Below are 23,487 nucleotides of genomic sequence, written 5' to 3'. Positions count from 1 at the left end.
ATGCCGGCTTATAGCTCGGTGCCGGTCCAGTCGGGGTCGAACTCCTCGGGACGACGGCCATAGAGCTCGGCCAGCCTGGCCACCAACGCGTCGCGGATGGCCCATTCGAGCTCTTCCTTGGTGGGGTGGTGCATCTGCATCGGCATGCGGTAGAGCACGATGCGGGCGGGCACGCCGTGGTTGGCCGCATAGCATTGTGAGGTGGCGCTGCGCTCGGGCTCCCATGGCGCCGGTGCGGAGGGCGGCACGTCCTCGACGGCGAACTGGACGGGTTTCACATATTGCGGCCATGCCGCCAGAAGACGGCGGATCTGCGAGGCCACCATGTCGTCGAACATGCCGCTTCTGGTGCGGTAGCGTGGCAGGCGCGTGCCGAACATCGGCGTTCTCGGGCCGCGCCCATGACGGTTCCGATAGACGTGGGTCTGCCAAGGTGGTCGCAACATGGTTCCATGCTACGGCCCGGCGTGGGCATCGGTGTGGTCGGGCTTGCGGTCGGGCGTGCGATTGGACATCAGAAAATTGTATTACATCATGTGTTGGTGCGTGACGGCTTTGTCAAACGGGCCAAGCGCCGCGACGCCGGAAGTTTCGGTAATGGTCGTCGTACCATGAAATGGTATCGGACGGACGACGTCACCTGCACGATGTGAACGGAGGGGCCATGAGCGCGCACACGAATGAGGCGGTGCCGATGTGGCGGGACCACGATTGCTCCGACCTCGTGCGTGGCGCCAAGGTGGTCGCCTTCGACCTGGACAACACCTTGGCCCGTTCCAAGAAGCCCATGCACGCCGATATGGCGGCCCGCTTTTCGAGGTTGTCGTCCCTGATCGATGTCGCCGTCATCACCGGAGGACGTTTCGAGCTGGCCAAAAGCCAGGTGCTGGACGTCTTGACGGGTCAGGCGCGACGCGCCGACATCCACGTCATGCCAACCAGCGGCACACGCTATTTCCGCTGGCGTGACGGGCAGTGGCAATGCGTCTACTCCAACGAGCTCGACTTGGACTCACGCAAAAAGGCCATCGCCTCCCTCGAACGCCACGCGCGCGAGCAGGGCCTCTGGCTGGAACATACCTGGGGGCCGCGCATCGAGGACCGCGGCAGCCAGATCACCTTTTCCGCGTTGGGCCAGCAGGCTCCGGTCGACGCCAAGGAGCAGTGGGACCCCACCAACGAGAAGAAGAACAGGCTCGCCGAGGCGGTGGGTGCCGACCTGCCCGATCTGGTGGTGCGTTCGGGAGGCTCGACCAGCATCGACATCTCCGCGCGTGGCGTCGACAAGGCCTATGCCGTGCGCAAGCTGTGCGGCATAGTGGGTTGCCAGGTCAGCCAGGTCATCTTCGTGGGCGACCGCATGGATCCGGATGGCAACGATTACCCCGCCGCGGTCATCGGCACCCGGCCGATCCGCGTCTCCGGCCCGCATGACACGCTTGAGGTCTGCGACCGCCTCATCGCCGCCCTCTCGTAAGTGTTGCGTCTCTTACGGCGATTGTGGATGAAACAACCTTGACACGCCCGGGATGTGGATAACCCGTAGCGTTCGACCACAGTGGTCCGTTTTGACGCTGTTTCGAGCCTCACATTCGTAGCATGGTTGTATGAATGCTTTTGTCTCGTCGGCTGGCGGTATGGCATACGCTTGGTATGCCGCCGTTCGCGACCTGTTGTTGCCCCGAGGCTGCGCGGGGTGCGACATGCCTGACGAGGTGCTGTGTCCTTCCTGCAGCAAGCTGTTCAGGCAGGTGTGCTCCAAACCATTGGCCGGTGATATGGGATCGTGTTATTCCTGCGCTTGGTACAGGGGCGCGGCGCGCCATGCGGTTCTGGCCTGGAAGGACCATGGCGACGAGGAATGCGACGCGGTTTTCTCCTCCCTGCTCGCCGATCTGATTGTCAAGGTCCTTGGGACGTCAAGTGGCAACGCCCGTTCACCGCGTCTGGTTCTGGTCCCGGCCCCTTCCTCGAAGGCCTCGATGCGCCATCGGGGGCGTTGGCAGATGCTGCCCGTTACGAAAGCCTTGGCGCGCGATTTATATGGGTATGGGTTTGAGGTCAGGATTGAACCGGCGTTGCGCCTTGAAGGGGTGAGCGGCAAATCCGTGCAGACCTCAGGGGCTTCCGGCCGTTCCCAAAGGATCGCCGGCCATGTGCGCGCCACGAAGCGATTGGCGGGGGAGGATGTGTTGTTCCTGGTCATTGACGATATCGTGACCACCGGCGCCACGATGGGGCAGTGCATATCGGCTTTGCGTCTCGCCGGCGCGCGTGATGTCATGGGATTCGCCTTGGCCTGCACGCCAAACAAACCGGGATGATGGGGGGTCGGATACTCGTGGCGCTCAAAATACTTACAGGGTCTGTCGTGACGTGTCGCATGGATGCCAAATGCGCTCAATCGGCGTGGGCCACGGCCATCTCGTCCCAGCGTGTGGTGCAGCGGGGGGAGAGCATCTCGCGCCGCATCGTCCACGCGGCGCCCGTGTCCTCGTCGGCGCGGCCTTTCCCGCGTATGCCGCCATAGCCGATGCCGACGCGGGAGGTGCCGAACTTCTTGTTGGCCTTGTCGATCACCGCTCCCAAGTCGTGGGTGTCGCGCTTGGCCTCGAAACCATGCAATGTGGTGAAATCCTTGGCGTCCTGGAGCCCGAGCAAGAGCACGCCCGCCCGGATGTAGCGGGCGTGGGGGTCGGCCCTGCCGCGCATGGCCTGGCATGCGGCCTTGGCGATGACGAGTGGATCGTCGCTGGGGTCGCGCAGCGTGGTGGTGGCATGGAACGACTGGTAGCTGTTCTCCGGGCCGAAGGGGCTGGTGGCGCAGAACGAGGCGACATGCGAGCACAGGCTCGACTGGCGGCGTAGCCTGCGGCAGGCCTTCTGCGCGTAGACGCTCAAAGCCTGGTCCAGATGGGACATGTCGGTGATCGGCGTCGAGAACATTCGTGAACAGAGGATCTCGGATTTGCGTTTGCCGTCATTGGCGCTGGCATCGCCGTCGATGCAGGGGACGCCGTTGAGCTCCAAAACGGTGCGTTCCACGGTGATGGAGAACCGGTGCCTGATGGACACCGGATCCTGGCGGCGCAGGTCGAGGGCGGTGACGATGCCCAACGCCTGCAGTCTTTTGGTCAGTCGTCTGCCCACGCCCCAAATGTCGCCGACCGGAATCTCGGCCAAGGCGTCGTCGCCGTGCCGCTCCTCGATATCGCTCCAGAGGCTCACCCCGCCGCTGGAAGGGTGCCGTTTGGCCCAATGGTTCGCCACTTTGGCCAGCGTCTTGGTTGGCGCGATGCCCACACTTACCGGTATGCCGACGCCTTCCAACACGGCTTTGCGCATGGCCGCCGAGACGCGCGCGGTCTGCCGGGCGTCCGTGGAGGGGGAGAGAAAGCATTCGTCGATGGAATAGATCTCCTGACCTGGCATGAACCGGCTCATCACCGACATCATCCGCGCCGACAGACTGGCATAGAGCTCATAGTTCGAGCTGCGGGCCACCACACCGGCCTGTTGCGTCTCGTCGCGGATGGTGAACCACGGCGTGCCCTCTTTGATGCCCATTCGCTTGGCCTCGGTGCTGCGTGCCACTACGCAGCCGTCGTTGTTGGAAAGCACGACGACCGGCTTGTCGGCCAGTCTCGGGTCGAAGACGCGTTCGCAGGAGGCGAAGAAGCTGTTCGCGTCGGCCAATACCGTGAGCTTTTGCGCCATGTGTTCTAGCTGCGTCGTTGCGGGAAAGGATAGATGGTGGCGCCGCCCGACCATCCGCGGCTGTGTTCGGCCAGGCCGGTGGTCCCGTTGGCTTTCTCGTTCGCGCCGGGGTCGTATGCGGAGTTGGCTGACATGCCGGGGCGGGTGATGCCCGGCAACGCCGAGCCGAACCGGTTCGAACGGCTTTGCGTATGGAAATTGCCGATGACCACGCCCCAAATCACCAGTTCCTCGGCGTTTTCGGGCGAGAAATCAGGATAGCGGGGGTTCTCTGGATGCAGGATCGGCGTCGACCCGCGCAGCAGAAGGCGTTTGACGGTCAGTTCGTCGTCGAGGACGGCCACCACCACATCATCGGCCTGCGGTTCCAGCGAGCGGTCGACCACCAGAAGGTCGCCGTCCCAGATGCCCGCGCCTTCCATCGAATCGCCGGCGACGGTGATGATGAAGGTCGTGTCCGGATTGCGGATGATGTGTTCGTCGAAGCTGAAATCGCCCGCGAAATAGTCCTGCGCCACGGAAGGGAACCCCGCATGCACCGCCTCAAGCGCCATGGGAATGGGCGTCGGCGCAAGCGTCGAGCGGAAAACTTGGGTGACCCTGCAATCCCGCCCTGAATCGTCGCAGACCAATCTACGTGATGTCGCTGATGCCATGCACACCTCCCGATAGTCGAACGTTTGTTCGAATATCATTCTGACAGATGGCTGAGACATGATAACTAGAACAGATGTTCGAGTATTTCAGAAAGTGGTGATGCTGCCGAAGGAAGCGGGAAACGTCAGAGGTTGATTTCTCCGGCGGGCTCGTCGGCGGCGATGTGGTATTTCGGCAGGGTGATCTCGAAATCGGTGCCGCGGTTGTCATCGACGACTTTGACGTTGCCGCCGTGCAGCTGGGCCGCCCAACGGGCGATTGACAGCCCGAGGCCAGTGCCGCCGGATTCCGTGCCGGGGCCGGACTTGCCCTTGACGAAGCGGCGGAAGATGTCCGCGCGGGCCTCCTGCGGGATTTGTGAGCCGAAATTGACGACGTTGGTGACGATGGTGCCATGCGTCTTGTCCTCATGCGCCTCGACCAGCACCGTGGTGTTGTCGGGCGAATGCTTGAAGGCGTTCGAGATGATGTTGGTGAACAGCTGGCGCAGCCTGTCCTGGTCGCCCTCGATTTCGATGGAGTCGGGCACATGGACGTCGACATCGTGGGCGTGGCCGGCATCGGCGATCTCCAATGGTTCCAGCGTTTCGTCGATGAAGTCGGCGAAATTGAACTGCTCGATGTTTAGGCTCGCCGCGCCCGCCTCCATGCGCGAAAGATCAAGCAGAAAGGCGATGAGGTCGGAAAGGCGGTGGGTTTGGTTCAAGATGCTCTCGAGATTGGCGGGGGTGGGCTCCACCACGCCGTCGGCCAGGTTCTCGAGCATGGCCTGCAGGGCGGAGACGGGCGTGCGCAGCTCGTGGGAGACGTTGGCGATCATGTCGCGGCGCATCTGGTCGGCGTGCTGCAGTTCCTCGGCCATCTCGTTGAACGAGCGGGCGAGCTGGCCCACCTCGTCGTGGCTTTGGTCGTTGACCTTGACGCGCACCGTGTAGTCGCCCTCGCTCATCGCCTTGGCGGCGTCGCGCATCTGGCGCAAAGGGGAGGTGAGCCCGCGCGAGAAGAAATAGGTGATCCCCAGCGCCACCACCAGCGTCAGCGGCATGGCGATCCAGCCGCTCAGGCCCACTTTCAAAAGGAACCAGGCCATGACGAAGGCGATGGCCGTGGCGATGACGATGATGACGCTCAGCTCGACCTTGAGCGATGAGAAGAACCCTATCGGACGTTCGTTGTCCAGAATCCTCTTGCCGGATTGGTGTGTGTGGTTGGTCATGCTGCGATCACTGCGTTCTTTTATTTACGACTGGGGATTATACGAAAAACGGGTTATATGAAAAGCAGCCCCGCAGGGCTGTGGTTTCTGTCATTGCGCGGGCTGCGAGGCGGCGTCGCCATCCTCGGGCGGCTCGAAGGCGTAACCGACGCCATGCGCGGTGCGGATCATGTCGCTGCCGAGCTTGTGGCGCAGCGCCTTGACATGCGAATCGACGGTGCGGGTGCCCGAGGCGTCGGGCCAGTCCCAGACCTCTTCCAAAAGCTTCTCGCGCTTGAACACCGACTTCGGCTTGCGGGCAAGCGTGGCGAGCAGATCGAATTCCGTGGGGGTCAGATGCACCTGCTTGCCGTCCTGGGTGACGATGCGTTGGCGCGGATCGATGACCAAGGAACCGAAGTCCAGCACCTTCTCGTTCTCGTTGTTCTTGGCGATCAAGGTGGCGCGTTCGACGCGGCGCAGCAGGGCCTCGCAGCGGGCGATGAGCTCGCGTGGGGAGAAAGGCTTGGTCATGTAGTCATCGGCACCGGCGGAAAGGCCCATGACCTTGTCGGCCTCGGAATCGCGGGCGGTCAGCATCAGCACCGGCACCGGGCGCTCGGCGATGATGCGCTTGGTGGCCTCGATGCCGTCCATGACGGGCAACATGATGTCCATGATCACCAGATCGGGCTTGATTTGGCTGGCGGCGCGCACCGCGCTCGCTCCATCTCCCGCCACGCGCGCGGTCCACCCATTGGCCGTGATGCGCTGGGCGATGGCCGTGGCGAGATCGGGCTCGTCCTCGACCACCAAGATGGTGCGCGGTGTCTTCTGATGTGCCGAAGTGTTGAGCATGTGTCTCCGCCTTTCAAAAACATTGCTACAAACAATCCAGTATAGGTTCCGGCGCACCCAATTCGCGGCCGTTTGAGGTTTTCAGCCGTTTTTCTTAAGGTTTCGTAGGTTCGCGGCGAGGGCAAACGTCCGCGGCGCGTGAAAAACTTAGCAATGTTGCGTATGAGCGTTCCCGGAGGTTCCATGGATTACAAAGTTGGCGATGTCGTCGTTTATCCGCGTCACGGTGCGGCTAAGGTCACAGCTTTCGAAAAACGTACGGTGAAGGGTGTCACGCGCGACTATCTGCAGCTTTCAGTGCTTTCCAGCGACGGTTTGGTCATCGAGGTCCCCGTCGAGAACGCGAAGAAAGTCGGTATCCGCAACATCGTCGACGGCAAGGAAGTCGCCAAGGTCTTCGAGATTTTGCGCACGCCGATCGTCGACAACGAGAAGATGAACTGGTCGCGGCGCTACAAGCTGAACGTCGAGAAGATCGCCACCGGCGAGGTCAACAAAATCGCCGAGGTCGTACGTGACCTGGCGCAGCGTGACGTCGACGAGCACGGTCTCTCCGCCGGCGAGAAGCGCATGCTGACCCGCGCCCGCAACATCCTGACCTCGGAAATCGCGCTTTCGGAGAAGATCGACGAGGACGAGGCCCAGCACCTGCTCGATGTCAATCTCGGCTATGCCGAACCGACCGCGCAAGACGCCAAACACCATTCGCAGGCTCCCGAGGAACCGGCGAGCCAGACTTTGGCGAGGGTCGAGGCCGAGAACAAGGACGCCAAGGGCAATTCGAAAAAGAAGTAGCGAAACCAGCGGCGGCTGGTGAGAGTGCTTTCTGGTCTTTCAAATGCGTTGGGGCCATCCTGTGAAATCAACAGGATGGCCCCAACGCGTAAGTCATGCTTTTTAGTGGCGACGCAACGCTTCCACGCCTTTGGCGATGAGCCAGAAGAGCGTTGAGATCGTGACGATGATGAAGCTCGGGGGAGTGGGGAACATCGCGGAGAACACGAGCCCGCCCCAGATCGAAACCAGGCACAGCACGCTGGAAAGCACCATCGAACGCAGCGGCGTGCTGGTGAGGATGTTCGCCGTGGCCGCTGGGGTCACCACCAGCGCGAAGATGAGCAACGTGCCGACGGCTGGCACGGCGATGGTGATGACGCCGGCCATGATGGCCATGAACAGCACGTTCATCACCCCGATCGGCACGCCCTTGGCCTGCGCCACTTGCTCGTCCAAGGAGCTGAAGAGCAGCGGTCGGTAGACGATGGCCATCACCGCCAGCAGCAGCACGTCGAAAATCGCGAAGCCCAATACCTGGTCGTCCGTGATGGTCAGAATCGAGCCGAACAGAATGGCCTGCATCTGCTGCGAGGCCGAACTCGACATGCGCGAGAAAAACAGCCCAAGGCCGGTGGCGAAGGCGAGCACGGTGCCCGTGGCGATCTCCCGTTGCGAGGCCTTCTTGCCCAGCGCGCCGATGGTGATCGCCCCGCCCAGCGCGAAGACGCCGAGCCCCAGCGAGACCGGCAGCCCGAGCAGGACGGCCCCCGTGGCCCCCGGCAGCCCGATGTGCGCCAGCGCGTGCGCTGCGAAGGTGGAGTGGCGGGCGATGGTGAAGTAGCCCATCACCCCGGCGGCCAAAGCGATACACAGGCCGGCGATGAAGGCGTTGTGCATGAACGGCGCCAGCAGTATGGATTGCCATTCCCCATTGAACCCGAAATGCACGTCGCTCATCGTCCATCCTCCCGCCGATTGTCGTTGCCATTATCGTTATCGTCGTGGCCGTTTCCTCGTTGCGAGGAATGGTCACGTGCGCGTGAAAGTGCGCCTTCGAAAAGCCGTGGTGTTTCGCCGCTAACGGCCGAGTTGGGATATTCGCCGGCGCCTGGCGGATTGGCGCCACTGGTCCGTGGGCTGGCGCCGCCATGGCGATGGAAGCGGGCCACCTCAACCGGCTTGTGGATGTCCGGGGTGACGTCGTCGGGTTCGTCCGGGCCGGGCGTGACGAACATGTCGCCCTGAGGGGTGGTGACCACCTGCACCTTCGTGCCGTAGAGGTGGGTAAGCAGGTCGGCGTCCAAGACCTCGTTCATCCTCGCGTAGTGCGGGTGTCCATCGAGCAGATACACCGCGCCGTCGAGGATGGGCAGCAGCATGTTGAGGTCGTGGGCGACCACCTGGATGGTCATGCCCATCTCGTGGTTGAGCTTGGCCAACACATGCACCGTCTCGCGTTGTGCGGCCAGGTCGAGGTTGGCCAGCGGCTCGTCGAGCATCAGCAGTTTCGGCCCGCTCACCAGAGCCTGCGCGATGGCGACGCGCTGGCGCAGCCCTCCGGAAAGCTCGGAAAGCCGGTAATGCCGTATGCCATCGACACCGGTGAAAGCCATGGCCTCGCGCGCCCGCGTCCGTTGCGCCCGCGTGGTGGGGTGGATGCCGAATCTTGTTCCGGTGAGCCCCAGCAGCACGGATTGCTCCGCGGTGAGGTTCGATTCGATGTCACCCGCGTAGTTCTGGGGGACGTAGCCGATGAGATGATTGGTGGTCCCCGCCGGCCCGCCAAGCACGGTCAGCCGGCCGCTCGCCAGCGGTAGAAGGCCCAGCTCCGCTTTCATCATGGTGGTCTTGCCCGCTCCGTTCGTGCCGACGATGGCTGTGATGGAGCCGGAGGGTATTGAGAAGTTGCCGTGCTGCCAGATGATCCGCTCGCCGCGTTTGATACCTGCATCCTCGAAGACCAGTGCGGGTACCTCGTTGGTTCCCCCTGGTTTCCCGTTCGGTTGCACTTCGGTGGTGTGGTGTGCCATGGTCCGCGTCTTTCCGTCCGGTGCAATCACCGGAGATATGGGTTTCCCGAAAGTAATGATGCTTACTTCATCATAACTGAAACTGAGAATCATTTTCAACTAGTAGATATGATTGTTCCAAAAGTGAACAGATCCATCCATCTATAGATGTCGATTCAATGAATGAATCTGCAGGCTTCGTGTAATCACTTACCAGGGTCGGTCTGCCCCTCATTGGAAGGTACCGAGCCATTCGAAGTGGAAGGCTGTTGGTTCGAGCTCGCGCCATTGCCGGATTCGGCAGGCTGTGAGGATTGCCCCGAATTGCCTGGGGCGCCCACCTTCTGGTGGTCGGCCTCGCTGGCTTTGAAGTCGGCCATGGCCTTGTCGATGCTTTTCATGAGCGCCGTGATCCACCCGGTGAGCGTGGTCTGGTTTTGCGGCATCTGCTCGCTGACGTCGACGACCGGCACCTCCGTACGTCCGGCCGTCCCGGTCAAGAGGTTGGTGGTGTTGTTGGCCTCCTGCGTGTTGTTGATCAGGAGGTTGACGTCGCGTCCGGAAATCAGATGCTGGAATTTCTGCAGGTCGCTTGGCGCGGGCTCGCCTTCGGAGCTGACCGCCTGCGTATAACCCTTGGGCGTCTTGTCGTCGAAGCCCAGATCGTCCATGAGGTAATAGGCGACAGGTTCTGTGGCGCCGTAGGTCGCGTCCTTGTGTTTTTGCGCGAACGTCTTCATGGAGTCCTCGAGTTTGGTCTCGCTGGCCTTCCAGATCTTGAGCCTTGCCTCGAATTGCTTGGCCTTGGCCGGCCTCGCCTTGGCGAAGACGTCCTCGAGTTCTGTCGCCGTGGCTCGGCGCGCGTCCTTGGAGAACCACAGGTGCGGGTTGTCTCCGGTGCTGGCGCCGACCGCCGAGGCCGCCGAAACGCTTGTGGCGCCTTTGACGATGGACTTGCTCGCCCAGCTGTCGTATCCCGCTCCGTTGACCACGACGATTTCCGCGGTTTGCAGCTTGGCCATGTCGGCCGTTTGCGGTTCGAAGTCGTGTGCGTCCACGGAAACGGTGTTGACGATCGAGGTCACCTTGACGTCCGGCCCGCCGATCTCTTTGGCCAGCGTGCCCCATTGGTTGATGGATGCGACCACGTTGATCGGGCCTTTCGCTGACTGCTTGGCATTGCCGCCATTGCCCGAGGATTGGGGCTGGGAGTCGTTGCCGGCGCCGCAGGCCGCGAAGCCGAGCGTCATGCATATCGCGCCCAGCAATGCCGCGGCTTTTGTGGCCCATCCAATTCGTTTCATGTTGACCCCTTGTTGTGCGTCACGCATTTTTCATTCCAGTATAGCGGCATGAAAACAGTGCGAAAATGAAAATCATTTTCAACTAAAGATAGAGTAGACCATTGACGATTCGTGACGTGTCTAGAGCTTGCGGTGAATGGCATTTTGTAGGCTTTATCCACGAAACCATATATCAATGGCAATGACGAATCTGCACGATGGTGATAATTGGCTATAAACAAGGGATATGACGTATAAAGGACACGCCGCATCCCGCGGCAGGCGTTCGCGTACCATTCATAGATATGGCGTCCGCTATGGAATTTTGGCGCGGATAGCGATAAAAGAGACATACGTATTAAGGAACGATTATGGCTGACGGGGAACAGACTCCTCTCAAACTCGACGGAAAGGCCGCTGCGGCGGCGATCAAGCAGGACCTGAGTGAGCGTGTGGAGAGGCTCGAGGCCCAAGGCGTCGAACCGGGGCTTGGAACCATCCTCGTGGGTGATGACGTCGGATCGCGCAAATACGTGGCCGGCAAGCACAAGGACTGCGCCGAGGTCGGCATCGCCTCGATCGCCGTCGAGCTGCCGGAGACCGCCAGCCAGCAGGAGATCATCGACGAGGTGGAGCGGCTCAACGCCGACCCCAAATGCACGGGCTACATCGTCCAGCTGCCGCTGCCCAAGGGCGTCGACGCCAACAAGGTCATCGCCCACGTCGACCCCGCCAAGGACGCCGACGGCATGCATCCGGCCAATCTGGGCGAGCTCGTCACGCATATCGACGGCAGGAACCCCGCGCCGCAACCCTGCACGCCGCGTGGCATCATCACGCTTTTGAGGCATTACGGCATCGATCTCAAGGGCAAGGACGTCTGCGTCGTCGGCCGCGGCATCACCGTGGGCCGCACCATCGGCCTCATGCTTACGGCGAAAGACGTGAACGCCACCGTGACGTTGTGCCATACCGGCACCAAGGACATCCAGAAGCATCTGCGTGCGTCCGATGTGATTGTCGCCGCCGTCGGCCGTGCCGGATTTGTGAAGCCCGAGGACGTCAAGCCGGGGGCGGTGCTGGTCGATGTCGGCGTCTCCCGCGTCTACGACGAGGAGGCCGGACGTTACCGCGTGCGCGGCGACATCGACAAGGCCTGCCACGCCTTGAGTTCCGCGTATACGCCGAACCCCGGGGGAGTGGGGCCGATGACCCGCGCGATGCTCCTGGCGAACGTCGTGGAGATGGCCGAGCGAAAACTTGGCTGAGGCGCTCGCGACACGCCCGGATTGTTCAAAGCTCTTTGACTAGGGCGACTAGTAATCTTATGACTTGCGTGGCCGAAAGGCCGCCAACATAACTTAATAACGATAATATCCATCCAACTAATAACAAAGAAACCACGTTTAATGGCAGAAAACAATAACGAAGTCACCAAGGTCGCGATCAACGATATCGGCACCGAAGAAGACTTCATCAAGGCAGTCGATTCCACTATCAAGAATTTCGATGATGGTGATCTGGTCACGGGCACGGTCGTCAAGGTAGATCACGACGAAGTGCTGCTCGACATCGGCTACAAGACCGAGGGTGTCATTCCCTCCCGCGAACTTTCCATCAAGAAGGATGTCAATCCCGACGAAGTCGTTGAAGTCGGCGACACCGTCGAAGCCCTTGTCGTCACCAAGGAAGACAAGGAAGGACGTCTTATCCTGTCCAAGAAGCGTGCCCAGTATGAGCGCGCCTGGGGCGATATCGAGAAGATCAAGAACGACGACGGCGTTGTCGAAGGCACCGTCATCGAGGCTGTCAAGGGCGGCCTGATCGTCGACATCGGCCTGCGTGGCTTCCTGCCTGCATCGCTGGTCGAAATGCGTCGCGTCCGCGACCTTTCGCCTTACATCGGCCAGAAGATCAAGGCCAAGATCCTTGAGCTCGACAAGAACCGCAACAACGTGGTGCTCTCCCGTCGCCAGTATCTTGAGGAGACCCAGTCCGAGGTCCGCGAGACCTTCCTGGCGCAGCTCAAGAAGGGCCAAATCCGTGAAGGCACCGTTTCCTCCATCGTCAACTTCGGCGCGTTCGTCGATCTCGGCGGGGTGGACGGACTCATCCACGTTTCCGAGCTTTCCTGGAAGCACATCGACCATCCGTCCGAGGTCGTCAAGGTCGGCGACAAGGTCACCGTCGAGGTGCTCGACGTCGACATGGATCGCGAGCGTATTTCGCTCTCGCTCAAGGCGACGCAGGAAGATCCGTGGCAGCGTTTCGCGCGCACCCACGTTCCCGGGCAGATCGTCAAGGGCAAGGTCACCAAGATCGTGCAGTTCGGCGTGTTCGTTTCCGTCGAAGACGGCATCGAGGGCCTGGTCCACATTTCCGAGCTCGCCAACCGTCACGTCGACAACCCGGAGACCGTCGTCAAGCAGGGCGAGGAGATCTTCGTCAAGGTCATCGACGTCGATCTCGACCGTCGCCGCATCTCCCTGTCGCTGAAGCAGGCCAACGACTCCGTCGATCCGTCCAGCGAGGACTTCGATCCGGCGCTCTACGGCATGCCCGCCGATTACGACGAGGATGGCAACTACAAGTACCCCGAAGGCTTCGACCCGCAGACCAACGAATGGATCGCCGGTTACGAGAAGCAGCGCGAGGAGTGGGAGAACCAGTATGCGGCCGCCCACGATTTGTGGGAGCAGCATAAGGCGTTCGTCGCCAAGGAACTCGAAGGCGCGGAGGAATCCGCCGCCGAGGACGGCCAGGGCTCGCGCGCCGAGAAGGCCCCTCAGCAGGAATCCACCAAGTACTCTTCGGACAACGAATCCGAAGGCACGCTTGCCGGTTCCGACAAGCTCGCGGCGCTTCGTGAGGAGCTCCTCAAGGAAAAGAAGTGAGCTGAGCGTTAGCTTTGCTTAAGGGACTGGCATGCCTTTCGGGGCGTGCCGGTCCTTTTCTTTTGCCGGCATGAAGGCCGCGCAACGCCAAGTCGCGATGGCGCAGCCACGCCATGACTTGTCCCAAGATGGGCAATGCGTTGGAAGTTGTCGAAAGTCCGGCTATGATGGCGGTTTATACGGTTTGAAGAGAAAGAAAGGCTGCACACGATACTGATTGGCCATTGATGGTACCGGTTTTTCGGCCGACGGGCTCTTGCGCAAGCGTTTGCGCCCGCGCTGTTCGATACGCGATGGCCATGGGTCATATCAGGCAGGGTTGATCATGGATTTGAGCATCATCGAACGAATCAAGGCGTGTTATCCGAGACTTGGGGCGAGCAGCCGCCAACTGGCCGACTACATCATCAACAACAGCACCAACGCCGCCTCCAAGACGATCACCGAGGTCTCCCGCGAAAGCGGCGTCTCCACCGCCACGCTTTCCCGCTTCGCCCGCACCCTTGGCTACGAGACGTTCTCCCAGCTGCGTTGGGCGCTTTCCAGCGAGATCAATTCCCAGGCGAAATCGGTGGAGGACATCAGCGCCGAGGACTCGCCGAAGACGGTGGCGAAAAAGACCCTGACGGCCAATATCGCGACGTTGACGGAGACCTTCGCGCTTATCAACGAGCATGACCTGGAGCAGGCCAAGGAATACATCGTCCATTCGCGCAAGATCGCTTTCTACGGGCTCGGCGGCTCCAACATCGTGGCGCTGGACGCCTACCACAAGCTGATGCGCATGCCGCTGAACGTGATCTACAACATCGAATACCACATGGCGCTGATGCAGACGACCTCCATGGGGCCCAAGGACTGCGCCATCGTGATCTCGCATACCGGCAACGACACGGACACGCTGGACCTTGCCAAGTCCCTGCAGAACAACAAGGTGCCCATCATCGTGGTCACCAGTTTCGCCAACTCCCCGCTCACCGAATATGGGGACGTGGTTTTCTACTCGATTTCGAAGGACTCGAAGACGCATTTCGAGGCCCTGGAATCGCTCACCTCGCAGTTGGCGATCAACGATTGCCTCTATGCCATGGCCGCGCAGTACTTCGGCAAGCTCGGCGATGAGAACCGCGACAGGATCCGCAAGGTCATTTCGATGAAGCACCAGGTCTGACGGCTTCCGTTTTTCAATGAAGATTCGTTCGTCGTCTCGTGTGTCGCCAAGGTAGGTGACGCGATTTTCGGATTCCCCGGGCGTGTCCTGGGGGATTGTCGTTTTCGGCACGAACACAGGGAAACAATGGTGTTTGCCCTCATCGTTCGTGATGCGGAAACAATCGATGATACGATAATTAGAGGATAAAATTTTATTTGTCTAAAAAAATGAAACACGGGCGTTTCTGTTTGACTTCATCGACGGCATTATGTAAAATAAAATCATAAAAATTAAATATCAGTGATGATTTTTTTCACCAGGAGAAGGAAATGTCTGTAGAAGAGAAGGTCGCGCAGGCGCGGCACGTTCAACTGAATCTTCATGTCAATGGATGGCAGGAAGCCCTTTCGTCCGCGGCCCAGCCGTTGGTCGATGACGGAAGCATCGACCCGTCGTATGTGCAGGGCATGGTCGACGCGGTCAACAAGCTTGGCCCCTACATCGTCCTGGCGCCCGGGTTTGCCCTTGGCCACGCGCGTCCCAGCGCGGCCGTGCACCGCACCTGCTTCTCGCTGGCCACGCTGGCGGAACCGGTCGAGTTCGGCAATAAAGAGAACGACCCCGTCGACATTGTCGCCATTCTGGCCGCCACGGGCGATGACGCCCATATTCAGATGTTGCAAAAGATTGTCACCTTCCTCAACGCCGGGAATGGCTTCGCCATGCTCCGTGGCGCTGAAACGGAAGACGACATCCAGGCAATAGTTAACAAAATCAACGAAGGAGAATAGAAGTGGCTGTATTCAATTTTATTGTTTACCAGTTGCTGAGCAACCAGACCATATTCCTTGGCCTGATCGCTCTGATTGGTCTGCTGCTGCAGAAGAAGAAATTCCCTCAGGTCATTGACGGCGTCGTCAAGACCATCATCGGCCTGACCGTGCTGACTTCCGGCGCGGGCATCCTGATGAGCACCCTCTCGCCGGTCGTCCAGCAACTCAACAAGACCCTTAACGTCAAGGGCGTGCTGCCGACCAACGACGCTGTGTTCGGTGTCGTGCTCAAGTACGCCGAGCCGGCGCAGAACGCGGTCATCATCTTCCTGCTGGCGTTCTTCCTGCACCTGCTGCTCGTGCGTATCACTCCGGGCAAGGATTTCAAGAACGTGTACCTCACCGCGCACCTCGAGCTCTTCCTTGCCGCCTTCATGGCCGTGACGTTGCCCGGTGTCCTGCACACCAAGAACTCCATCGCCATCATCGCCGTTGGCACGGTGCTCAACGCTGTGTATTACACTTATTCGCCGGCTATCACCCGTAAGCTTTCTCGTGACTGGACCCATGACGTCTCAACGTTGGGCTTCATGGACCAGGTCGGCTCCATCCTCGCGCACTTCATCGGCAAGTGGTGCGGCAGCCAGGATCCCAACCAGGACGCGGACAAGATGAAGCTGCCGAAGTGGGCTTCGATGTTCCGCGACAACACCGTGGTCATGTTCTTCCTGATGCCCATCATCTTCATCGGCATCGGTCTGGCCGTCGGCCAGCAGGGCATCCAGGCGCTTTCCGGCACGGGCGCCGGCTCCACCAACTGGATCCTGTGGCTCATCCTGCAGGGCTTCTCGTTCACCGCCGGCATCGTCATCCTGCTTCAGGGCGTGCGTATGTTCATCGGCTCGATCGTCCCGGCGTTCAAGGGCATCTCCGACAAGTTCCTGCCTGGCGCCGTGCCCGCGCTTGACGCCCCGACGTACTTCCCGTATTCGCCGATGGGCGGCATGTTCGGCTTCCTCGGCTCCACCGTGGCCTGCATCCTGGTGTGCCTGGGTACCGTCATCTTCCATTCGCCGGTCATCGTCTTCCCCAGCCCGATCATCATGTACTTCGACGGCAACGTCATGGGCGTGTTCGGCAACAAGGCCGGTGGCTGGAGGGGCGCTCTGGCGGCTGGATTCGTCACCGGCGCGATTTCCTCCCTCGCGGTCATCCTGTTCTACCCGCTCACCGGCGCTGTTTACGGTTCCGGCCTGACCTGGTCGAACATCGACTTCGCGTTGGTGTGGACCCCGATCATGTACGTGCTCAAGTTCATCACCGGCCTGTTTGTATGATTTAGGCCAGGTGCCTTCTGCACCCGGTTTCAAATAAATGACAATAAAGGAGAGTCATTATGAAAATTGTATGCGTTTGTGGATTCGGAGTCGGATCGAGCGTCATCGCCAAGATGAACATCGAAAGCATCCTCTCTGAGGAAGGCAAGGACGATATCTCGGTGGAGACCGTCGATCTGGGCAGCATACAGGGGGCACCTGCCGACATCTATGTGACCACCAGGGAGCTGTTCGACCAGTTCCCCGACGATTGCAGGGACAAGACCATCGTGCTCACCAATTTCGTCGACAAGGATGACATCAAGACGCATCTCGACGAACGTCTGGCATCGATGGGCAAATAACGGATTCGGTCGATAAGAAACCGAAGATTTTCAAGAAAGGGCAACATGGCAGCACGCAACGTCAGCGAAGTCACCAGAGAGACTTGGATGCAAGAGGTCTTCCCGGAATGGGGAACGTGGCTGAACGAGGAAATCGATAGGACCAAGGTGCCACAGGGCAAATTCGCCATGTGGTGGCTCGGCAACATGGGCATTTGGCTCAAGACGGACCAGCAGACCAACCTCGTGGTTGATTTCTGGTGCGGCACCGGCAAGAAGACCCATGACAAACCGGAGATGTCCGATCGACATCAATGGTCGAGGTTGACCGGGGGTCGGACGATTCAGCCCAACCTGCGCACAATCCCCATGGTGATGGATCCGTTCTCCGTGACGGCGCTCGACGCGCTGTTGGTGACTCATTACCACCATGACCATATCGATATGAACGTTGTGGCTGCCATCCTGCAGAACGTCAAGGAGCCGATCCCGTTCATCGGTCCGCAATACGCGGTCGACCAATGGGTGGCTTGGGGCGTTCCGCAGGAGCGTTGCCGCGTCGTGCGCCCGGGCGATGTGCTGCATATCAAGGACATCACTATCAACGTTGTCGAGTCCTTCGACAGAACCGTGCTCATCACCGATCCGGTCAAGCCCGAGGACAGGCCGGACGACGACAAGGTCCCGGACATGGACAAGCGCGCCGTCAACTACGTCATCGAGACCTCCGCCGGCACGATCTACCACGGCGGCGATTCGCACTACTCCACGTATTACGCGGAGCACGGCAAGCGCTTCGACATCGACGTGGCGCTGCTCGCCTACGGCGAGAACCCGATTTCGGTGCAGGACAAGATGACCTCGGTCGACGTGCTGAGGGCCACCGAGGCGTTGGGGGCCAAGGTGCTCATCCCGCTTCATTGGGATGTGTGGAGCAACATGCTCGCCAATCCCCATGAGGTCGAGACGCTCTGGCGCATGCGCCGCGAGCGTTTCGACTACAAGTTCCATCCCATGTGCTGGATGCCGGGCGGGAAATTCGTCTATCCCGACGACAAAGGCAAGCTGGAATACTATCACGAGCGTGGCTTCGAAGACAGGTACACGCACCCCGTCAACGTTCCGTTCACGGCTTTCCTGTGATCGGGCCGGTGGCCTGGGCCCGTCCCAGGCCGCCTCGGGCAGATAAAGATATATAAGACAAAAAGAGAAGGAAACAATGGAAACTGGCATAATCGGTATGGGCCGGATGGGCAGCAAGATGGCCGAGCGTCTGCGCAAGGGAGGGCATAAGGTCGTCTCCTACGACCGTTCCGCCGACACGCCGCGCGACGTCGACAGCCTGTCCGCGTTGATCGAGGCCCTGCCCACGCCAAGGATCGTATGGATCATGGTGCCCGCAGGGGAGCCGACCGACTCGATGGTCGAGCAGTTGGCCGGGCAGCTTGAGGCCGGGGATCTGGTCATCGACGGCGGTAACACCTGCTATCGCGATGACGAGGGCCACGCGAAGACGCTTGTCGACAAAGGCATCCACTTCATGGACTGCGGCGTCTCCGGCGGCGTGTGGGGCTCCTCCCGCGGCTACGCGCTGATGGCCGGTGGCTCGCGCGAGGACTTCGACATGGTCAAGCCCCTGCTTGAGACGCTGAAGCCCGACGATGAGAACGGCTTGGTCTATGCAGGCCCGGTCGGCGCCGGACATTACGCGAAGATGATTCACAACGGCATCGAGTATGGCATGATGCAGGCGCTTGGCGAGGGCTTCGCCACCATGATGCGCAGCCCGTACATCGAAGATCCGGGCAAGGTCATGACCTCATGGCGCTCCGGTTCCGTGGTCGCCTCGTGGCTGCTCGACCTGCTCGCCGACGCGTTCAGCAAGGATCCCACGCTTTCCGAAATGCCTCCGGTGGCCAATGAGTCCGGAGAGGCCAAGTGGATGGTGGAATCCGCGATGGAGCTCGGTGTGCCCACGCCGGTGACCGGTGCCTCGCTGCAGGTTCGTCAGATGTCGCGTGGGGGCGCGGATGACGTCCTGCGCGCTGTTTCGTACATGCGCGCCGAGTTTGGAGGTCACGTCACCAAGAAGTAAGTAATTGTCTATTCTTTGATTGACTGCTGTTGGGGTTGGCCTGTCTCTTTGCTAAGAAGAGGCAGGCCAACTTTTTATGATTCCGGAGGCTTCGCCAGAGGCGTTCCGTCTTTTGGATGTTTTCGGGTGACCAGGGCCTGATACTTTTCGGGCGATGGCGGATGAGGCGTGGTGTGTACCATGGTGGTCAGCGGATAATCGGAATCATCGTGGACAGCGGGGGTGCACAATGCGCATTGGACTCACCGGAGGCATCGCGGCCGGCAAAAGCACCGTCGCCGCCCATCTGAGGCAGCGTGGCGCCCATCTCATCGATTACGACCAGCTGGCCCGTCAGGTGGTCGAGCCTGGGAGCGAGGGAATCCGCCGGATTGCCGAGGAATTCGGCCACGATGCGGTGCAAGCTGATGGCTCGCTGGATCGCCAATGGATGGCGGCGCATGTGTTCTCCCCGCAGGCCGCTCCTGACGCCAAAGGGCGGCTTGACGACATCGAGCATCCGTTGATTTACCGGCGCGCCCAAGAACTCGAACGGCAGATTGCCGATGACTGTGAACGTAAGGAAGGTGGGCGGGGCTCCCAAGATGGAGGCGATACCGATACCGCGAATGAAGCTCGTTCATCGGATGCCCACTCGTCGTCTGCCGAGGATTCTTTTTCCGGCCCTGTCATTGTTCACGACGTGCCGTTGCTGGCCGAGGTCATCGACGCCATTCCATTTACGTTCGACCACATCCTTACTGTCGAGGCGCCGGAGGAGATCCGCGTTCAACGGATGATGGAGACGCGGGGGATGAGCCGTGAGCAGGCCGAGGGCAGGATACGCCACCAGTCCAGCAGCGCAGAGCGCGAGGCCATCGCCGACGTGATCATCGACTCGACACTTCCAATCGAACAAATGTTCGAGCGTCTTGATATGCTGTTCGCACAATGGCGGTGAGCGGGGTCGGGTTCGCCATAAAGTAAGGCAGTGTGAGCACGGCCGGATGGCCGTGAATACGTCATGAGACGGAAGCGGACGAAGGCTTTCACGTTTGAAGGCGATCGCAGGAGAGACATCGGGTCGGCGAAAGGAACTGAACAGGCATGGGGTTCAACATCGAGCGCACGCATCATCCGTTTGTGGTGAAGGCGCCGTACAAGCCGTCCGGCGACCAGCCGGAGGCCATCGAGGAGATCGCGCGGCGCATCGAGAACGGCGAGAACGACGTGGTGCTCATGGGCGCGACCGGCACCGGCAAGACCGCGACCACCGCCTGGCTCATTGAAAGGCTGCAAAGGCCCACGCTTATCCTGGAGCCCAACAAGACCCTGGCCGCGCAGCTGTGCGCCGAGTTCCGCGAGCTTATGCCGGACAACGCGGTGAGCTACTTCGTTTCGTATTACGATTATTACCAGCCCGAGGCCTACATTCCCCAGACCGACACCTACATCGAAAAGGACTCGAACGTCAACGACGACGTGGAGCGCCTGCGGCACGCCGCCACGGCGAACCTTCTGACCCGCGACGACTGCGTGGTGGTGGCCACCGTCTCCTGCATCTACGGCTTGGGCACGCCGGAGGAATACGCCGGACGCATGCTCTTCCTGCACGAGGGGGAGGAGATCAACCGGGACGCGCTCTTGCGCAAGTTCGTTGCCATGCAATACAAACGCAACGACATCGCCTTCACCCGCGGCACCTTCCGCGTGCGCGGCGACACCGTCGAGATCATCCCCGTCTACGAGGAATTGGCCATCCGTATCGAGTTCTTCGGCGACGAGATCGACCGCATCTCCACGCTACATCCGTTGACCGGCGACGTCATCGCCCACGAGCCGCAGGTCCACATCTTCCCGGCTTCGCATTACATCGCCGGCCTCGAGCGCACCGAACACGCGCTGAAGACCATCAAGGAGGAACTGGTCGACCGCACCGCCGAGCTGCGCAAACAGGGCAAGGAGCTGGAGGCCCAGCGCCTGGAGATGCGCACCAACTACGACCTGGAGATGATCCAGCAGGTCGGTTTCTGCTCCGGCATCGAGAACTACTCCCGCCACTTCGACGAACGCGAGCCGGGCAGCCCGCCGCACACCCTGCTCGATTTCTTCCCCGACGATTTCCTCTTGGTCATCGACGAATCCCACGTCACCGTCCCGCAGATCGGCGGCATGTACGAAGGCGACGCCAGCCGCAAGCGCACCTTGGTCGACAACGGGTTCCGCCTGCCCTCCGCGCTCGACAACAGGCCACTCAAATGGCCGGAGTTCCTTGACCGCATCGGCCAGACCGTCTATCTTTCCGCCACCCCCGGCGACTATGAGCTCGGACTTTCCGACGGCGTGGTCGAACAAGTCATCAGGCCCACCGGTCTCCTGGACCCGAAGGTCGAGGTGCGCCCGGTCAAGGGGCAGATCGACGACCTGCTCGGCGAGATCAAGGACCGCGTCGCCAAGCACGAGCGTGTGCTGGTGACCACCCTGACCAAGAAGATGGCCGAGGACCTGACCGATTACCTGCTGGAACGAGACATCAAGGTGGAGTACCTGCATTCCGATGTCGACACGCTGCGCCGTGTCGAGCTGCTGCGCGAGCTGCGTGAGGGCAAGATCGACGTCATCGTCGGCATCAACCTCTTGCGTGAGGGCCTCGATCTGCCCGAGGTCTCGTTGGTGGCGATTCTCGATGCAGACAAGGAAGGCTTCCTGCGCTCGCACCGTTCGTTGATCCAGACCATCGGCCGTGCCGCCCGCAACGTATCCGGCACCGTCATCATGTACGCCGACGAGGTCACCGACGCGATGGAGACGGCCATCAGCGAGACCAATCGTCGTCGCGAGAAGCAGATCGCCTACAACAAGGAGCACGGCATCGACCCGAAGCCATTGGTCAAGAAGATCAGCGACGTCACCGACATGCTTGCCAAGGAGGATGTGGACACCGAAACGCTTCTGGCCGGCGGATACCGCGACGAGAAGCGCGCCGGCAGCGACAAGCGCATCGCGCTGACCAGCCTGGACGACGCGGACTTGCGAAAGAACCACGACGCCATCGTCAAGGCGGGCCTGCCCGCGCAGGATCTGGCCGACCTCATCCGCCAGATGAGCGACCAGATGCATTCTGCTGCCGAACAGCTCCAGTTCGAGCTCGCCGCCCGCCTGCGCGACGAGATCCGCGACTTGAAGAAGGAACTCCGCCAGATCACCGAGGCCCAGAAGTAAAAGCTCTTAATATTTACGCGACATAAGTTGGGGGTTGGGATAAACTTTCTCGGGCGTAGGCTTGGCCGAACGGCCTTGAGTGTCCCGTGAAAGTTTATCCCAATCCCCAACGACCAACTACGAAAAGTATGATGGTAAGTAAAGTTATCTGAGGTCACCCGCCCCTCGTAACCTTGAGGGCATGGCCGAAACCCCTCTTGCGTTTATGATCGCCACCTATGTGGTGCTTGCAATTTTCTTCGTCGTCGATTTGTTCGTCATCGGCCGCAGGCCCCATGTCCCCTCCACTAAGGAGTGCGTGGAGCACATCGCGTTCTTCGTCGCCGCGGCGCTGGTTTTCGGGGGATTGATCTGGTGGGTCTCCGGCTCCCAGCCCGCGCTCGAGTTCTATTCCGGCTGGCTCACCGAGTATTCGCTGAGCATCGACAACCTCTTCGTCTTTGTCATCATCATGACGAATTTCGCCGTGCCCAAGAAACTGCAGCGCTACGTGCTGAGCGTCGGCATCACCATCGCGTTGTTGCTGCGCGGCCTCTTCATCCTCGTCGGAGCGGCCGTCGTCCAACGCTTCACCTGGGTCTTCTTCATCTTCGGCGCCTTCCTCATTTACACCGCCGTGAAACTGGTGGCGGGTGACGATGACGACGAGGAATACCACGAGAACGCCATCATCCGCGTGTTGCGCAAGGTGGTGAAGATCACCGACGAGTACGACGGCGAGAAGATCCGCACGGTGCGCGACGGCAAGAAGTTCTTCACCCCGATGCTCATCGTCTTCCTGACGATCGGCACCACCGACGTCATGTTCGCCTTCGATTCGATCCCGGCCATCTTCGGGCTGACCAAAGACCCGTTCATCGTCTTCACCTCCAACATCTTCGCGCTGCTCGGCCTCCAGCAGCTCTATTTCCTGCTCGGCGCCCTGCTCGACAAGCTGGAATACCTGCCGTACGGCCTGGCGGTGGTGCTCGGGTTCATCGGCGTCAAACTGGTGATGGAGGCGCTGCATGGCAACGCCTTGCCCTTCATCAATGGCGGCAGGCCGATTCCGCAAGTACCTGAGATTCCGACGTGGGTCTCCCTGATCGTTATCGTCATTGCAATCGGCACCGCGGCCATCGCCAGCGTCGTCAAGATGAGGCTCGATGGCAGCAAATCCGGGGACCATCAAGGCCGATAAATATGTGAACGCTCACATAAAAACGCGCATAACTG

At 60.6% G+C, this 23,487-nt stretch carries 23 protein-coding genes; 15 read left to right on the top strand and 8 right to left on the bottom strand.

The window, feature by feature from the left end; all coding sequences use genetic code 11:
* Window positions 1–8: 8 nt before the first annotated feature.
* Window positions 9–446: a metallopeptidase family protein gene (locus OZX73_RS05670; RefSeq protein ID WP_277148384.1), complete on the bottom strand. Its 438-nt coding sequence runs from the start codon at window positions 444–446 to the stop codon at window positions 9–11.
* 6 nt (window positions 447–452) lie between these two features.
* Here OZX73_RS05670 and OZX73_RS05665 point away from each other — a divergent pair, with 6 nt between their 5' ends.
* The 3 genes from OZX73_RS05665 to OZX73_RS05655 all read left to right on the top strand — a co-directional run bounded on the left by OZX73_RS05665 (window position 453) and on the right by OZX73_RS05655 (window position 2,324).
* Window positions 453–653 carry a hypothetical protein gene (locus tag OZX73_RS05665; protein WP_277148381.1) on the top strand — a complete coding sequence of 67 codons (201 nt, stop codon included), beginning with the start codon at window positions 453–455 and terminating at the stop codon, window positions 651–653.
* A 41-nt stretch (window positions 654–694) separates the two neighbouring features.
* Complete coding sequence (locus OZX73_RS05660) at window positions 695–1,477, top strand: HAD-IIB family hydrolase (RefSeq protein ID WP_277150938.1); 783 nt, start codon at window positions 695–697, stop codon at window positions 1,475–1,477.
* Window positions 1,478–1,607: 130 nt separating this feature from the next.
* The gene (locus OZX73_RS05655; RefSeq protein WP_277148378.1) at window positions 1,608–2,324 is read left to right on the top strand and encodes a phosphoribosyltransferase family protein; all 717 of its coding nucleotides are present in this window, start codon (window positions 1,608–1,610) and stop codon (window positions 2,322–2,324) included.
* 76 nt (window positions 2,325–2,400) lie between these two features.
* Here OZX73_RS05655 and OZX73_RS05650 read toward each other — a convergent pair whose 3' ends face one another.
* The 4 genes from OZX73_RS05650 to OZX73_RS05635 form a co-directional block, all read right to left on the bottom strand.
* Window positions 2,401–3,717 carry a Y-family DNA polymerase gene (locus OZX73_RS05650; RefSeq protein ID WP_277148376.1) on the bottom strand — a complete coding sequence of 439 codons (1,317 nt, stop codon included), beginning with the start codon at window positions 3,715–3,717 and terminating at the stop codon, window positions 2,401–2,403.
* A 5-nt stretch (window positions 3,718–3,722) separates the two neighbouring features.
* Window positions 3,723–4,373, bottom strand: a complete 651-nt coding sequence (umuD, locus tag OZX73_RS05645; protein ID WP_277148374.1) for a translesion error-prone DNA polymerase V autoproteolytic subunit — start codon at window positions 4,371–4,373, stop codon at window positions 3,723–3,725.
* Between the two features lie 125 nt (window positions 4,374–4,498).
* Window positions 4,499–5,590, bottom strand: a complete 1,092-nt coding sequence (locus OZX73_RS05640) for a HAMP domain-containing sensor histidine kinase (RefSeq protein WP_277148372.1) — start codon at window positions 5,588–5,590, stop codon at window positions 4,499–4,501.
* Between the two features lie 90 nt (window positions 5,591–5,680).
* Window positions 5,681–6,427 carry a response regulator transcription factor gene (locus OZX73_RS05635; protein ID WP_277148370.1) on the bottom strand — a complete coding sequence of 249 codons (747 nt, stop codon included), beginning with the start codon at window positions 6,425–6,427 and terminating at the stop codon, window positions 5,681–5,683.
* Between the two features lie 183 nt (window positions 6,428–6,610).
* Between OZX73_RS05635 and OZX73_RS05630 the strand changes: the two genes are divergently transcribed.
* Complete coding sequence (locus OZX73_RS05630) at window positions 6,611–7,222, top strand: CarD family transcriptional regulator (protein WP_277150937.1); 612 nt, start codon at window positions 6,611–6,613, stop codon at window positions 7,220–7,222.
* Window positions 7,223–7,324: 102 nt separating this feature from the next.
* On the opposite strand, the gene OZX73_RS05625 is transcribed toward OZX73_RS05630, so the two are convergent.
* The 3 genes from OZX73_RS05625 to OZX73_RS05615 all read right to left on the bottom strand — a co-directional run bounded on the left by OZX73_RS05625 (window position 7,325) and on the right by OZX73_RS05615 (window position 10,517).
* A complete protein-coding gene (locus OZX73_RS05625) occupies window positions 7,325–8,161 on the bottom strand; it encodes a metal ABC transporter permease (RefSeq protein ID WP_277148368.1) in 837 nt (278 codons plus the stop codon).
* Window positions 8,158–9,234: an ABC transporter ATP-binding protein gene (locus tag OZX73_RS05620; RefSeq protein WP_277148366.1), complete on the bottom strand. Its 1,077-nt coding sequence runs from the start codon at window positions 9,232–9,234 to the stop codon at window positions 8,158–8,160. Before OZX73_RS05620 ends, OZX73_RS05625 begins: the two co-directional genes overlap by 4 nt.
* 185 nt (window positions 9,235–9,419) lie before the next feature.
* Window positions 9,420–10,517 (bottom strand): zinc ABC transporter substrate-binding protein, encoded by a 1,098-nt coding sequence (locus OZX73_RS05615; protein WP_277148363.1) that lies wholly within the window; start codon window positions 10,515–10,517, stop codon window positions 9,420–9,422.
* A gap of 350 nt (window positions 10,518–10,867) precedes the next feature.
* On the opposite strand from OZX73_RS05615, the gene OZX73_RS05610 reads away from it, so the two are divergent.
* The 11 genes from OZX73_RS05610 (at window position 10,868) to OZX73_RS05560 (ending at window position 23,452) form a co-directional block, all read left to right on the top strand.
* A complete protein-coding gene (locus OZX73_RS05610) occupies window positions 10,868–11,764 on the top strand; it encodes a bifunctional methylenetetrahydrofolate dehydrogenase/methenyltetrahydrofolate cyclohydrolase (RefSeq protein ID WP_277148361.1) in 897 nt (298 codons plus the stop codon).
* A 141-nt stretch (window positions 11,765–11,905) separates the two neighbouring features.
* The gene (gene rpsA / locus OZX73_RS05605) at window positions 11,906–13,390 is read left to right on the top strand and encodes a 30S ribosomal protein S1 (RefSeq protein WP_277148359.1); all 1,485 of its coding nucleotides are present in this window, start codon (window positions 11,906–11,908) and stop codon (window positions 13,388–13,390) included.
* A 325-nt stretch (window positions 13,391–13,715) separates the two neighbouring features.
* The gene (locus OZX73_RS05600; protein ID WP_277148357.1) at window positions 13,716–14,561 is read left to right on the top strand and encodes a MurR/RpiR family transcriptional regulator; all 846 of its coding nucleotides are present in this window, start codon (window positions 13,716–13,718) and stop codon (window positions 14,559–14,561) included.
* Between the two features lie 311 nt (window positions 14,562–14,872).
* Entirely contained in the window at window positions 14,873–15,334 is a 462-nt protein-coding gene (locus tag OZX73_RS05595; RefSeq protein WP_277148355.1) for a PTS sugar transporter subunit IIA, read from the top strand.
* Between the two features lie 2 nt (window positions 15,335–15,336).
* On the top strand, window positions 15,337–16,653 hold the full coding sequence (locus OZX73_RS05590) for a PTS transporter subunit IIC (protein ID WP_277148353.1): 1,317 nt from the start codon (window positions 15,337–15,339) through the stop codon (window positions 16,651–16,653).
* 59 nt (window positions 16,654–16,712) lie between these two features.
* Window positions 16,713–16,997, top strand: a complete 285-nt coding sequence (locus OZX73_RS05585) for a PTS sugar transporter subunit IIB (protein ID WP_277148351.1) — start codon at window positions 16,713–16,715, stop codon at window positions 16,995–16,997.
* A 45-nt stretch (window positions 16,998–17,042) separates the two neighbouring features.
* Entirely contained in the window at window positions 17,043–18,119 is a 1,077-nt protein-coding gene (gene ulaG / locus OZX73_RS05580) for an L-ascorbate 6-phosphate lactonase (RefSeq protein ID WP_277148349.1), read from the top strand.
* Between the two features lie 52 nt (window positions 18,120–18,171).
* On the top strand, window positions 18,172–19,071 hold the full coding sequence (gene gnd, locus OZX73_RS05575) for a phosphogluconate dehydrogenase (NAD(+)-dependent, decarboxylating) (RefSeq protein WP_277150936.1): 900 nt from the start codon (window positions 18,172–18,174) through the stop codon (window positions 19,069–19,071).
* Between the two features lie 229 nt (window positions 19,072–19,300).
* Window positions 19,301–20,011, top strand: coding sequence for a dephospho-CoA kinase (coaE, locus tag OZX73_RS05570; protein ID WP_277148347.1), 711 nt, complete (start codon window positions 19,301–19,303; stop codon window positions 20,009–20,011).
* 146 nt (window positions 20,012–20,157) lie between these two features.
* Window positions 20,158–22,272, top strand: coding sequence for an excinuclease ABC subunit UvrB (uvrB, locus tag OZX73_RS05565; protein ID WP_277148345.1), 2,115 nt, complete (start codon window positions 20,158–20,160; stop codon window positions 22,270–22,272).
* Between the two features lie 181 nt (window positions 22,273–22,453).
* Entirely contained in the window at window positions 22,454–23,452 is a 999-nt protein-coding gene (locus tag OZX73_RS05560; protein WP_277148343.1) for a TerC family protein, read from the top strand.
* Window positions 23,453–23,487: the final 35 nt, after the last annotated feature.

The organism is Bifidobacterium sp. ESL0775, assembly GCF_029395475.1.
GTDB lineage: Bacteria > Actinomycetota > Actinomycetes > Actinomycetales > Bifidobacteriaceae > Bifidobacterium.
This window is presented reverse-complemented; position numbering and strand designations above follow the sequence as displayed.

Excerpts from the sequence above, each read along its gene's own strand:
- OZX73_RS05670 (WP_277148384.1), bottom strand. The coding sequence starts at position 446 with ATGTTGCGACCACCTTGGCAGACCCACGTCTATCGGAACCGTCATGGG.
- OZX73_RS05665 (WP_277148381.1), top strand. The coding sequence starts at position 453 with ATGCTACGGCCCGGCGTGGGCATCGGTGTGGTCGGGCTTGCGGTCGGG.
- OZX73_RS05660 (WP_277150938.1), top strand. The coding sequence starts at position 695 with ATGTGGCGGGACCACGATTGCTCCGACCTCGTGCGTGGCGCCAAGGTG.
- OZX73_RS05655 (WP_277148378.1), top strand. The coding sequence starts at position 1,608 with ATGAATGCTTTTGTCTCGTCGGCTGGCGGTATGGCATACGCTTGGTAT.
- OZX73_RS05650 (WP_277148376.1), bottom strand. The coding sequence starts at position 3,717 with ATGGCGCAAAAGCTCACGGTATTGGCCGACGCGAACAGCTTCTTCGCC.
- umuD (WP_277148374.1), bottom strand. The coding sequence starts at position 4,373 with ATGGCATCAGCGACATCACGTAGATTGGTCTGCGACGATTCAGGGCGG.
- OZX73_RS05640 (WP_277148372.1), bottom strand. The coding sequence starts at position 5,590 with ATGACCAACCACACACACCAATCCGGCAAGAGGATTCTGGACAACGAA.
- OZX73_RS05635 (WP_277148370.1), bottom strand. The coding sequence starts at position 6,427 with ATGCTCAACACTTCGGCACATCAGAAGACACCGCGCACCATCTTGGTG.
- OZX73_RS05630 (WP_277150937.1), top strand. The coding sequence starts at position 6,611 with ATGGATTACAAAGTTGGCGATGTCGTCGTTTATCCGCGTCACGGTGCG.
- OZX73_RS05625 (WP_277148368.1), bottom strand. The coding sequence starts at position 8,161 with ATGAGCGACGTGCATTTCGGGTTCAATGGGGAATGGCAATCCATACTG.
- OZX73_RS05620 (WP_277148366.1), bottom strand. The coding sequence starts at position 9,234 with ATGGCACACCACACCACCGAAGTGCAACCGAACGGGAAACCAGGGGGA.
- OZX73_RS05615 (WP_277148363.1), bottom strand. The coding sequence starts at position 10,517 with ATGAAACGAATTGGATGGGCCACAAAAGCCGCGGCATTGCTGGGCGCG.
- OZX73_RS05610 (WP_277148361.1), top strand. The coding sequence starts at position 10,868 with ATGGCTGACGGGGAACAGACTCCTCTCAAACTCGACGGAAAGGCCGCT.
- rpsA (WP_277148359.1), top strand. The coding sequence starts at position 11,906 with ATGGCAGAAAACAATAACGAAGTCACCAAGGTCGCGATCAACGATATC.
- OZX73_RS05600 (WP_277148357.1), top strand. The coding sequence starts at position 13,716 with ATGGATTTGAGCATCATCGAACGAATCAAGGCGTGTTATCCGAGACTT.
- OZX73_RS05595 (WP_277148355.1), top strand. The coding sequence starts at position 14,873 with ATGTCTGTAGAAGAGAAGGTCGCGCAGGCGCGGCACGTTCAACTGAAT.
- OZX73_RS05585 (WP_277148351.1), top strand. The coding sequence starts at position 16,713 with ATGAAAATTGTATGCGTTTGTGGATTCGGAGTCGGATCGAGCGTCATC.
- ulaG (WP_277148349.1), top strand. The coding sequence starts at position 17,043 with ATGGCAGCACGCAACGTCAGCGAAGTCACCAGAGAGACTTGGATGCAA.
- coaE (WP_277148347.1), top strand. The coding sequence starts at position 19,301 with ATGCGCATTGGACTCACCGGAGGCATCGCGGCCGGCAAAAGCACCGTC.
- uvrB (WP_277148345.1), top strand. The coding sequence starts at position 20,158 with ATGGGGTTCAACATCGAGCGCACGCATCATCCGTTTGTGGTGAAGGCG.
- OZX73_RS05560 (WP_277148343.1), top strand. The coding sequence starts at position 22,454 with ATGGCCGAAACCCCTCTTGCGTTTATGATCGCCACCTATGTGGTGCTT.